Source organism: Pseudomonas sp. PS01303 (assembly GCF_029959385.1).
GTDB classification, from domain to species: domain Bacteria; phylum Pseudomonadota; class Gammaproteobacteria; order Pseudomonadales; family Pseudomonadaceae; genus Aquipseudomonas; species Aquipseudomonas rustica.
Window position 1 is genome coordinate 1 of record NZ_JASCPK010000184.1, and the last position, 9,911, is coordinate 9,911.

At 60.8% G+C, this 9,911-nt stretch carries 13 protein-coding genes; 8 read left to right on the forward strand and 5 right to left on the reverse strand.

What is annotated here, in order from left to right; all coding sequences use genetic code 11:
* Positions 1–78: 78 nt before the first annotated feature.
* Entirely contained in the window at positions 79–429 is a 351-nt protein-coding gene (locus QMX93_RS27815; protein ID WP_053121569.1) for a hypothetical protein, read from the reverse strand.
* 135 nt (positions 430–564) lie between these two features.
* Here QMX93_RS27815 and QMX93_RS27820 point away from each other — a divergent pair, with 135 nt between their 5' ends.
* The 8 genes from QMX93_RS27820 (at position 565) to QMX93_RS27855 (ending at position 5,272) form a co-directional block, all read left to right on the forward strand.
* Entirely contained in the window at positions 565–894 is a 330-nt protein-coding gene (locus QMX93_RS27820; protein WP_053121571.1) for a DUF6388 family protein, read from the forward strand.
* A 26-nt stretch (positions 895–920) separates the two neighbouring features.
* Complete coding sequence (locus QMX93_RS27825; RefSeq protein WP_282358711.1) at positions 921–1,625, forward strand: YoaK family protein; 705 nt, start codon at positions 921–923, stop codon at positions 1,623–1,625.
* Positions 1,626–1,805: 180 nt separating this feature from the next.
* Positions 1,806–2,198, forward strand: a complete 393-nt coding sequence (gene tusD, locus QMX93_RS27830; RefSeq protein WP_282358713.1) for a sulfurtransferase complex subunit TusD — start codon at positions 1,806–1,808, stop codon at positions 2,196–2,198.
* Between the two features lies 1 nt (position 2,199).
* The gene (gene tusC, locus QMX93_RS27835; protein ID WP_212544686.1) at positions 2,200–2,556 is read left to right on the forward strand and encodes a sulfurtransferase complex subunit TusC; all 357 of its coding nucleotides are present in this window, start codon (positions 2,200–2,202) and stop codon (positions 2,554–2,556) included.
* Positions 2,556–2,849 (forward strand): sulfurtransferase complex subunit TusB, encoded by a 294-nt coding sequence (gene tusB / locus QMX93_RS27840; RefSeq protein WP_282358714.1) that lies wholly within the window; start codon positions 2,556–2,558, stop codon positions 2,847–2,849. The genes tusC and tusB overlap by 1 nt, the downstream gene beginning before the upstream one ends.
* Complete coding sequence (locus QMX93_RS27845; protein WP_282358715.1) at positions 2,846–3,181, forward strand: TusE/DsrC/DsvC family sulfur relay protein; 336 nt, start codon at positions 2,846–2,848, stop codon at positions 3,179–3,181. Before tusB ends, QMX93_RS27845 begins: the two co-directional genes overlap by 4 nt.
* Positions 3,178–4,179 (forward strand): glycosyl transferase family protein, encoded by a 1,002-nt coding sequence (locus QMX93_RS27850; protein WP_282358716.1) that lies wholly within the window; start codon positions 3,178–3,180, stop codon positions 4,177–4,179. The genes QMX93_RS27845 and QMX93_RS27850 overlap by 4 nt, the downstream gene beginning before the upstream one ends.
* 91 nt (positions 4,180–4,270) lie before the next feature.
* On the forward strand, positions 4,271–5,272 hold the full coding sequence (locus tag QMX93_RS27855; RefSeq protein WP_282358717.1) for a glutathione S-transferase family protein: 1,002 nt from the start codon (positions 4,271–4,273) through the stop codon (positions 5,270–5,272).
* 96 nt (positions 5,273–5,368) lie between these two features.
* Here QMX93_RS27855 and cysG read toward each other — a convergent pair whose 3' ends face one another.
* Genes cysG through QMX93_RS27875 form a run of 4 tightly spaced genes read right to left on the reverse strand, consistent with a single transcriptional unit; the run spans position 5,369 to position 9,756 of the window.
* Positions 5,369–6,763 (reverse strand): siroheme synthase CysG, encoded by a 1,395-nt coding sequence (gene cysG / locus QMX93_RS27860; RefSeq protein ID WP_212551465.1) that lies wholly within the window; start codon positions 6,761–6,763, stop codon positions 5,369–5,371.
* Entirely contained in the window at positions 6,764–8,044 is a 1,281-nt protein-coding gene (gene serS / locus QMX93_RS27865; protein ID WP_053121586.1) for a serine--tRNA ligase, read from the reverse strand.
* A gap of 15 nt (positions 8,045–8,059) precedes the next feature.
* Entirely contained in the window at positions 8,060–8,434 is a 375-nt protein-coding gene (gene crcB, locus QMX93_RS27870) for a fluoride efflux transporter CrcB (protein WP_053121588.1), read from the reverse strand.
* On the reverse strand, positions 8,434–9,756 hold the full coding sequence (locus QMX93_RS27875; protein WP_053121590.1) for a replication-associated recombination protein A: 1,323 nt from the start codon (positions 9,754–9,756) through the stop codon (positions 8,434–8,436). The genes crcB and QMX93_RS27875 overlap by 1 nt, the downstream gene beginning before the upstream one ends.
* Between the last annotated feature and the right edge of the window lie 155 nt (positions 9,757–9,911).

The following is a 9,911-nucleotide window of genomic DNA, read 5'->3' on the forward strand; positions in this document are numbered from 1 at the left end:
AGTCCATGCTTATTGGAATGCATTCCAAATTGTGGGAGCGAGCCTGCTCGCGAAGGCGGCCGTCAATTCACCCAATAATCAGAGGCAAGTCGCCAACGCCGCCAACCGCCGCTTCGCGACAAAATCATCTTTCTGCGCGTAGTAATTCAGCGTCGTCCCCGACGGCTCCGTGCTCAGGTCAACGAACGACTCCGCCGAACGGGTGTACACCGTCGAACCGCCCTTCTTGCCCGGTTGCAGATAAGCCCCCGCGTCCACGCCAAATACCGCCTCGTCTTGCCAGGCAAATTGCACGCACTGCGCCACGAGCTTCTCGGCTTTGTCCGAGGTCATGACTTTATAAGGCGCCTGGGTGCGCGCATCGTCCATCGCCGAACCTGCGCAACCGGCCAGAACCGTCGCCGCCAGCGCTACCATCAGAATTCGCATTGCATTCGCTCATTCAGAAAAAAGCGGACTGTATCACCGCCGCAAGCGGAAATCGTTCTGCTTTACTGCATTTATAGCGAGACAGGCACTCGCCGCTGCGGCAACCTAAGGTCATCAGCCTCACAAGGAAAACCCATGGCGCCTACCGATCAGCGACATGAACACGCCCTGAAACTGTTCCTCGATGCGCGCCCCGAGTTGCGCGACAGCCTCGACCACCTCAATCCTCTGCTGGCTCAGGCTAAGGGAGAAACCCAGGCGCAATACCGCGAAGAACGTCTGCATGAGGCGTTTGAAGAAGAGGCGGACAAGCTGGGGTTGTTTGCCTGGGAACTGACGTTGCAGCTGACCGCTGATTCGCCTGAGGAATATCAGGCGCAGCGCCTGGAAGTGCATCGCGAGGTGGCGGAAATGGCCGGCATGGACTGGCTGGAATACTGCGACCTGTACGGGATAGAACCTTAACCGCCACGCCAAGGATCCTTTCGCCGATGCTGCCTTCCGCCTCGACTCATCGCGCCAGCCCCGGCCATCTGCACACGCAGAAATGGCGCGGACGCGTGGGTCTGGCGCTGGTCGCCAGCCTGTCGGTACTGGCCGGCATGACCGATGCCATCGGTTTCATGGCCAGCGGCGATTTCGTCTCGTTCATGAGCGGGAACACCACACGACTGGCGGTGGCGATCAGTGAAGGTGATCTCGGGTTGACCTTGCGCCTGGTGATTCTTGTCGCAACGTTCATCCTCGGTAACGCCTTGGGTGTACTCGTCGCGCGCCTCGGTGGGCGACGCGCGCTGCCGCTGCTGCTGTGCATCGCCACCCTGCTCTGCACCTCGGCGGCGTGGCCGTTCGACGCGCAACTGCCGGCATTGCTCGCAGCGATCATTGCGATGGGCATGCTCAACGCGGCGGTCGAGGAAGTGAATGGCCTGCCGGTCGGGCTGACCTACGTGACCGGCGCGCTGTCGCGATTTGGCCGAGGACTGGGGCGCTGGATGCTCGGCGAACGGCGCAGCGGCTGGCGGGTGCAACTGGTGCCGTGGAGCGGGATGTTTATCGGCGCCATTCTGGGGGCGGTGCTGGAACAGCATCTGGGCCTCAAAGCCATGTTTGTCAGCGCTGTGCTGGCCGCGTTGATCGGCCTGCTTTCCCTCAGAATCCCGCGACGCTGGCAACTCGGCTACATGCCCCGCTAACCGCAAATCCCCTGTAGGAGCTGACGAGTGAAACGAGGCTGCGATCTTTTGATCTGGTTTTTTTAAAATCAAGATCAACAGATCGCAGCGTGCCGCAGCTCCTACAGGGATCGGGTTTACGCGATCCTTTGGCGGCCGCAATGCTTTATCATGGCCGCAGTTTTGCTGATCGAGTCCGTCATGAAGTTCGCCATCGCGTTGTTTTCCGCCGCCCATGCGCCCTCCTCGCGCCGTGCCCTGCTGTTTGCGCAGGCGGCACTGGCCGGTGGGCATCAGATTGTCCGGCTGTTTTTCTACCAGGACGGCGTCTACAACGCCTCCGACGCGGTGGTCACCCCGCAGGACGAACTCGACTTGCCCAAGCATTGGCGCGCGTTTATTACCGAGCAAAAGCTCGACGGCGTGGTCTGCATCGCCGCCGCACTGCGCCGTGGCGCCCTGAACGCGGAAGAAGCCAAGCGTTACCAGCGCGAAGCGATTTCGGTCAGCACGCCGTGGGAATTGTCCGGCCTCGGTCAGTTGCATGATGCGGTGCAAGATGCCGATCGACTGATCTGCTTTGGAGGTGCGTGAGATGGCCAAATCCCTGTTGATCATCAGCCGCCAGTCGCCATGGTCGGGCCCCGGCGCCCGCGAAGCGCTGGACATCGTGCTGGCCGGCGGCGCTTTCGATCTGCCGATCGGTTTGCTGTTTCTCGATGACGGCGTGCTGCAACTCAGCGCCGGACAAAACGCGAAGGCACTGCAACAGAAAGACCTCAGCGCCAACCTGCAAGCGCTGCCGATGTTCGGCGTGGAAGAGCTGTTCTATTGCGCCGACAGCGCCAGCGCCCGCGGCCTCAGCACGTTGTCGCTGGACGAGGCCGCGCCGCTGGCCGCCGAGCAAATCACCGCCCTTATTGACCGCTACGACCAGGTGATCACCCTCTGATGTCGACTTTGCATGTGTTGTCTCATTCCCCGTTCGGCGACGATCGCCTGACCAGTTGCCTGCGCGTGATCGGCGGCGCTGATGCTTTGTTGCTGTCCGGCGATGCGGTCTACGCGTTGCAACCGGGCACCGCGCCGTTAACCGCGCTGCACAGTCGCCAGATCAAATTGTTCGTTCTGGCCGAAGACGCGCAGGCGCGCGCCATCCAAGTTCCTGACTGGGCCGAAGTGATCGATTACCCGGCCTTCGTCGAACTGTCGATCCATCACGACAAGGTCAACAGCTGGCTATGAATTCCATGACCGTCGGCGCCCGCGCCATCGAACTGGACAAGGATGGTTTCCTCGTTGACCTCAGCGATTGGTCCCACGATGTCGCCAGCGCCCTCGCCGCCGCCGAAAAGATTGAGTTGACCGCCGAACACTGGGAAGTCCTCGAATTGCTGCGCAGCTTCTACGCCGAATTCCAGTTGTCCCCGGCCACGCGTCCGCTGATCAAGTACACCGCACTGAAACTCGGCGCGGAAAAAGGCAACAGCCTGCACCTGAACCGACTGTTCAAAGGCACCCCTGCCAAACTCGCCGCAAAACTGGCGGGCCTGCCCAAACCGACGAATTGCTTATGACCGACTTTCCAGCGCTGACCCTCGAAACGCCTGCCGAACATCCATTCGCCCAGTTCGTACGCATCCTCGGCAAGGGCAAACGCGGCGCCCGTGATCTGACGCGCGAAGAAGCGCGTAAAGCCATGGGCATGGTGCTCGACGACAAGGTCGAGGACACCCAGCTGGGTGCGTTCCTGATGTTGCTGCGCCACAAGGAAGAAAGCGCCGAGGAAATGGCCGGTTTCACCGAAGCCTTGCGTGAACACTTGCAGGCGCCGGCGCTGAACGTCGATCTGGATTGGCCGACCTATGCCGGTAAAAAGCGCCATCTGCCGTGGTACCTGCTGGCCGCCAAGTGCCTGGCGCAGAACGGCGTGCGCATCTTCATGCACGGCGGCGGCGCGCACACCGCCGGGCGGCTGTACAGCGAGCAACTGCTCGGCGAGTTGAACATCCCGTTGTGTCGCACCTGGCAACAGGTCGGCGCGGCGCTGGACAACGGCGGCCTCGCGTTTATGCCGCTGGTGGACTGGGCGCCGCAGTTGCAGAACATGATCGATCTGCGCAACACCTTGGGTCTGCGCTCGCCGATTCATTCGCTGGCGCGGATTCTCAATCCACTGGGCGCACGCTGCGGGCTGCAAAGTATTTTCCATCCCGGCTACCAAGCGGTGCACCGCGATGCCAGCGGATTGCTCGGCGACACAGCGATAGTGGTCAAGGGTGATGGCGGCGAAATCGAGATCAACCCGGATGCAAACAGCCACCTCTACGGCACCACTGGCGGAGAAAGCTGGGACGAGGAATGGCCGCAGATGTCGGCGCAACGTCACGTCAAACCTTCATCGCTGGATATTGAGCACTTGAAAGCCGTGTGGCGCGGCGACGTGGTCGACAGCTACCCACAAATGGCGCTGATCTCGACGATGGCGCTGGCCCTGCGCGGGCTAGGCCAACCGCGTGAACAAGCCTTCGAAACCGCCGAGCAATACTGGGCTGCGCGAGACAAATCGATTTAACCGATCATTCACGCCCGATCTTTGCGCTTTTTGTTCGAACTCACAGGAATAGACTCGACTCCAACGTTTACTGATTTACGGAGTCTTGATCATGGGTTTACTCGTCGATGGCCACTGGCAGGACAAGTGGTACGAAAGCAGCAAAGACGGCGCGTTTCAGCGCGAACAGGCGCAACGCCGCAACTGGGTGACCGCCAACGGCGAGCCCGGCCCGAGCGGTGAAGGTGGTTTTGCCGCCGAGGCCGGTCGCTATCACCTCTATGTGTCACTCGCCTGTCCATGGGCACATCGCACGCTGATCCTGCGCAAACTCAAAGGTCTGGAAAGTCTGATCGACGTTTCGGTGGTCAGTTGGTTGATGCTGGAAAACGGCTGGACGTTCGACAAAGCGCTGGGCTCGACCGGCGACAAACTCGATGGCTTTGAATTCATGCATCAGCGCTACACCGCTGACACCGCCGACTACACCGGCCGCGTCACCGTGCCGGTGCTGTGGGACAAAAAGCTCAAACGCATCGTCAGTAATGAATCAGCGGAGATCATCCGCATGTTCAACAACGCGTTTGATGGTCTGACCGGCAATGAGCTGGACTTCTACCCGGCGCCACTGCGCAGCGAGATTGATGCGCTCAACGATCGAATTTATCCAGCCGTAAACAACGGCGTGTACCGCGCCGGGTTTGCCACGTCGCAACAGGCGTATGAACAAGCGTTCGATGAGGTGTTTGCTGAGCTCGATCATCTGGAGCGGGTTTTAGGTGCGAATCGCTATCTGACCGGCGAGTACCTGACCGAAGCCGATGTGCGCCTGTTCACCACAATGATTCGTTTTGACGCGGTGTATCACGGGCACTTCAAATGCAACCTGCGGCGGATTGCCGATTATCCGAACCTGTCGAACTGGCTGCGTGAGGTGTATCAGCTGCCGGGGATTGGCGAGACGGTGGATTTTCAGCACATCAAGAACCACTACTACGGCAGTCACAAGACGATTAACCCGACGGGGGTTGTGCCGAAGGGGCCGGAGCAGGATTTCACGGCGGCCCATGATCGGGCGCGGTTGGGCGGCAAAGGGGTTTGGTTGAAGGGCTAACAGCAAAAAATCAAAAGATCGCAGCCTTCGGCAGCTCCTACAGGGGAACGCATTCTCATGTAGGAGCTGCCGAAGGCTGCGATCTTTTGATCTGACTCAGACCTGCGCCTGAGCCCCTTCAAACCAAGCCAGTTTCTCGCGCAGTTGCACCACTTCCCCGACGATCACCAATGTCGGGGCATGCACTTCATGCTCCGCCACCATGCGTGGCAGATCCGCCAGCGTGCCGGTAAAGACCCGCTGATTGACCGTGGTGCCTTGCTGAATCAACGCCGCCGGGGTATCCGCCGCGCGACCGTGCTTGATCAACTGCTCGCAGATCACCGGCAAGCCCACCAGGCCCATGTAGAACACCAACGTCTGCGCCGGGGCGACGAGGTCGGCCCAGGGCAGATCGGTGGAGCCGTCCTTCAAATGCCCGGTGACAAAGCGCACTGACTGCGCGTAATCACGATGGGTCAGCGGAATCCCGGCATACGCCGCGCAACCACTGGCTGCGGTAATCCCCGGCACCACCTGAAATGGAATCCCGTGCGCCGCCAGTTCTTCGATCTCTTCGCCGCCACGGCCAAAGATAAACGGATCACCGCCCTTCAAGCGCACCACACGCTTGCCAGCCTTGGCCAGATCAACCAGTTGCTGGTTGATCTGATCCTGCGGCACGGCATGATCTGAACGGCGCTTGCCGACATACACGCGCTCGGCATCGCGACGGCACAACTCAAGAATCGCTGGCGCAACCAAACGGTCGTACAACACCACGTCGGCTTGCTGCATCAGACGCAAAGCCTTGAACGTCAGCAGATCCGGATCACCCGGCCCTGCGCCGACCAAATACACTTCACCGGTGGTAACCGTTGCTTCGCCATCAATCTTGGCTTGCAACAGACGCTCGGCCTCAGCGCCCTGCCCGGCCAGTTGGCGGTCGGCAATCGGCCCTTGGAACACGTCCTCCCAGAATCCGCGACGCTGCTGCACATCCGGAAACAGGCTTTTCACCTGATTACGGAAACGTGCGGCGAGCCCGGCCAGTTGACCGTAAGTCGAGGGAATCCAGGTTTCGATCTTGGCGCGAATCAGTCGCGCCAGCACCGGCGCGTCGCCACCGCTGGACACGGCGATGATCAGCGGCGAGCGATCGACGATCGCCGGGAAGATCACGCTGCACAAGGCAGGCGCGTCGACCACGTTGACCGGCACGCAGCGCTTGTGAGCATCGGTGGAGACTTGTGCGTTCAGCGTTTCATCGTCGGTGGCGGCGATGATCAGCCCGCAACCGTCCAGATCCGCCTCGACGTAACCGCGCAACAGGCATTCGCCGCCGGAAGCTGCGACCAGCTCACGCAGCTGCGATTCGATTTCAGGTGCGACCACCCGCAGCAGCGCACCGGCATCGGCCAGCAGGCGGGATTTGCGCAAGGCAATTTCCCCCCCACCGACGACCAACACACGACTGCCGCGCAGGTTGTGAAACAGCGGCAGATATTTCATTTAGCCGATGACCTCAAGGCCACCCATGTACGGCTTCAGTACGTCCGGCACACGGATCGAACCGTCGGCCTGCTGGTAGTTTTCCAGCACGGCAACCAGGGTACGGCCTACGGCCAGGCCGGAACCGTTCAAGGTGTGTACCAGCTCAGGCTTGCCGGTTTCCGGGTTGCGGAAACGCGCTTGCATACGACGGGCCTGGAAGTCGCCGCAATTCGAGCACGACGAAATCTCGCGGTACTTGTCCTGGCTCGGGATCCACACTTCGAGGTCGTAAGTCTTGACCGCGCTGAAGCCCATGTCGCCGGTGCACAGCGCCAGGGTGCGATACGGCAGACCGAGCAGTTGCAGGACTTTTTCAGCGTTGGCGGTCAGGCCTTCCAGCGCTTCCATCGAGGTCGACGGCTCAACGATCTGCACCATTTCAACTTTGTCGAACTGGTGCTGACGGATCATGCCGCGCGTGTCGCGACCCGATGCACCGGCTTCACTGCGGAAGCACGGGGTGTGGGCAACGAATTTGATCGGCAGCAGTTTCGAATCGACGATTTCACCGGCAACGATGTTGGTCAACGACACTTCGGCAGTCGGGATCAGGTACAGATCGGCTTCGCCTTCGCGGGCGATCTTGAACAGGTCTTCTTCGAACTTCGGCAACTGGCCGGTGCCTTGCAGCGCCGGCGCCTGAACCAGATAAGGCGTGTAAGCCTCTTCGTAGCCGTGCTCGTTGACGTGCAGATTGATCATGAACTGCGCCAGCGCGCGGTGCAGACGGGCGATCGGGCCACGCAGCAGGGCGAAACGCGCGCCGGAAAGCTTGGCAGCGGTTTCAAAGTCCAGCCAGCCGAACTTCTCGCCGAGGGCAACGTGGTCTTTCACTTCGAAATCGAAGGCAGTCGGGGTGCCCCAGCGGCGCACTTCGACGTTGTCGTCTTCGTCTTTGCCGACCGGCACGGATTCGTGCGGCAGGTTAGGAATGCCCAGAACGATCGAGTCCAGTTCGGTCTGGATCGCGTCCAGTTCGACTTTACCGGCACTCAATTCGCCCGCCATGCGCTCGACGTCCGCCATCAACGGGGCGATGTCTTCGCCGCGCTGCTTGGCCTGACCGATGGATTTGGAACGCGCGTTACGCTCAGCCTGCAGTGCTTCGGTGCGGGTCTGGACGGTCTTGCGCTGTTCTTCCAGCGCTTCGATGCGCGCGGTATCCAGGGCGAAGCCACGGGAAGCCAGGCGGTCCGCTACGTCCTGAAGGTTGCTACGTAACAGTTTGGAATCGAGCATGTCGGTTTCTCGTTATCAAAGTTTGGTCAAAGACAGGCCAGCCCACGTCGCGAGCAGCCCGCCGAATACGCTGAGTGCCGCATAGCCCAAGGCCAGCGGCACTTGCCCGCTTTCCAGCAGGCGCACCGTATCCAGTGAAAAGGATGAAAAAGTCGTCAGCCCCCCGAGGAAGCCGACCATCAACCCGGCACGCACCTCGATCGGCACTTCCGGGCGTATCAAAAACAGGCCGTACAACACGCCAATCAGCAGGCAGCCCACGATATTAACGGCCAGCGTCGCGGTATAGAAGTGCCGCGGCCAATTGGCGTTGATCCAATTGCCGGTGGCGAAGCGCAACAAAGTGCCAGCAACGCCGCCGGCAGACACCGCGATGATCAATGGAAGCACTATTTTCTCCGCTGCCGAGGGCTTAAACGGTCGAGTTGCGCGAGGTGGTTGAGCTTCTCGCCGATCTTCAACTCCAGGCCACGCGGCACCGGTTGGTAGAACGGAATCGGGTCGAGCTCGTCCGGGAAATAGTCTTCGCCAGCCGCATAAGCGTCCGGTTCATCGTGGGCGTAACGGTATTCGTCGCCGTAGCCCAACTGTTTCATCAGTTTGGTCGGCGCGTTGCGCAGATGCAGGGGTACTTCCAACGAACCGTGCTCGGCGGCGGCGCGCAGGGCAGTTTTGAAACCCATGTACACCGCGTTGCTTTTCGGCGCGCAGGCCAGATAGGTGATGGCTTGCGCCACGGCCAACTCGCCCTCCGGACTGCCGAGGCGCTCCTGCACTTCCCACGCAGCGAGGCACAGGCTCAGCGCGCGCGGGTCGGCATTGCCGATGTCTTCGCTGGCCATGCGCACCACGCGCCGGGCCAGGTACAGCGGATCGCAACCACCGTCGATCATCCGCGCGAACCAGTACAGCGCGCCGTCGGGGTTGGAACCCCGTACGGATTTGTGCAGCGCCGAAATCTGGTCGTAGAACGCTTCGCCGCCCTTGTCGAAGCGCCGACGCGTATCGCCGAGCAGACTCTGCAGCAGATCAATGCCCATCTCACTGTTGTCGTCGGCCAGGTCGGAGGCGTTTTCCAGCAGATTAAGCAAACGCCGGCCATCGCCATCGGCGGCGGACAGCAGCATCTGGAAACCTTCATCGCTGAGAGTCAGATTGCGCTTGCCCAGGCCGCGCTCTTCGGTGAGCGCGCGGTGCACCAGTTTGCGCAGCGCCGCTTCGTCGAGGCTTTTCAGCACGTAGACGCGGGCGCGCGACAACAAGGCGTTATTGAGTTCGAACGAAGGGTTTTCGGTGGTGGCGCCGATGAAGATCAGCGTGCCGTCTTCAACGTACGGCAGAAATGCGTCCTGCTGCGACTTGTTGAACCGGTGTACTTCATCGACGAACAGAATTGTGCGCTTGCCGTACTGGCCGGCCTGCTGCTTGGCGATTTCAACCGCCTGACGAATCTCTTTGACCCCGGCGAGTACTGCTGAAACGGTTTCGAAGTGCGCGTCTGAAACTTCCGCGAGCAACCGTGCCAGCGTGGTTTTACCCACGCCCGGCGGGCCCCAGAAAATCATCGAATGCAGGGCACCCTGCTCCAGCGCCTCACGCAGAGGCTTGCCGCGAGCGAGCACGTGCTCCTGACCGACGTACTCATCCAGATTGGTCGCACGCAAACGCGCGGCCAGTGGCTGGGCAATCGGTGCACTGCGAAACAGATCCATCACGTAGCGTTGAAACCTCGAATTTTTCGAATACTGTGCAAAACCCTGTGGCGAGGGGATTTATCCCCGCTGGGCTGCGAAGCGGCCCCAAACGCGACGACTGCTGCGCAGTCGAACGGGGATAAATCTCCTCGCCACAAAGTGCCCCTTAATAC

Bases quoted from the DNA above. Each gene is read 5' to 3' on its own strand.
- QMX93_RS27815 (WP_053121569.1), bottom strand. From the start codon at position 429: ATGCGAATTCTGATGGTAGCGCTGGCGGCGACGGTTCTGGCCGGTTGC.
- QMX93_RS27820 (WP_053121571.1), top strand. From the start codon at position 565: ATGGCGCCTACCGATCAGCGACATGAACACGCCCTGAAACTGTTCCTC.
- QMX93_RS27825 (WP_282358711.1), top strand. From the start codon at position 921: ATGCTGCCTTCCGCCTCGACTCATCGCGCCAGCCCCGGCCATCTGCAC.
- tusD (WP_282358713.1), top strand. From the start codon at position 1,806: ATGAAGTTCGCCATCGCGTTGTTTTCCGCCGCCCATGCGCCCTCCTCG.
- tusC (WP_212544686.1), top strand. From the start codon at position 2,200: ATGGCCAAATCCCTGTTGATCATCAGCCGCCAGTCGCCATGGTCGGGC.
- tusB (WP_282358714.1), top strand. From the start codon at position 2,556: ATGTCGACTTTGCATGTGTTGTCTCATTCCCCGTTCGGCGACGATCGC.
- QMX93_RS27845 (WP_282358715.1), top strand. From the start codon at position 2,846: ATGAATTCCATGACCGTCGGCGCCCGCGCCATCGAACTGGACAAGGAT.
- QMX93_RS27850 (WP_282358716.1), top strand. From the start codon at position 3,178: ATGACCGACTTTCCAGCGCTGACCCTCGAAACGCCTGCCGAACATCCA.
- QMX93_RS27855 (WP_282358717.1), top strand. From the start codon at position 4,271: ATGGGTTTACTCGTCGATGGCCACTGGCAGGACAAGTGGTACGAAAGC.
- cysG (WP_212551465.1), bottom strand. From the start codon at position 6,763: ATGAAATATCTGCCGCTGTTTCACAACCTGCGCGGCAGTCGTGTGTTG.
- serS (WP_053121586.1), bottom strand. From the start codon at position 8,044: ATGCTCGATTCCAAACTGTTACGTAGCAACCTTCAGGACGTAGCGGAC.
- QMX93_RS27875 (WP_053121590.1), bottom strand. From the start codon at position 9,756: ATGGATCTGTTTCGCAGTGCACCGATTGCCCAGCCACTGGCCGCGCGT.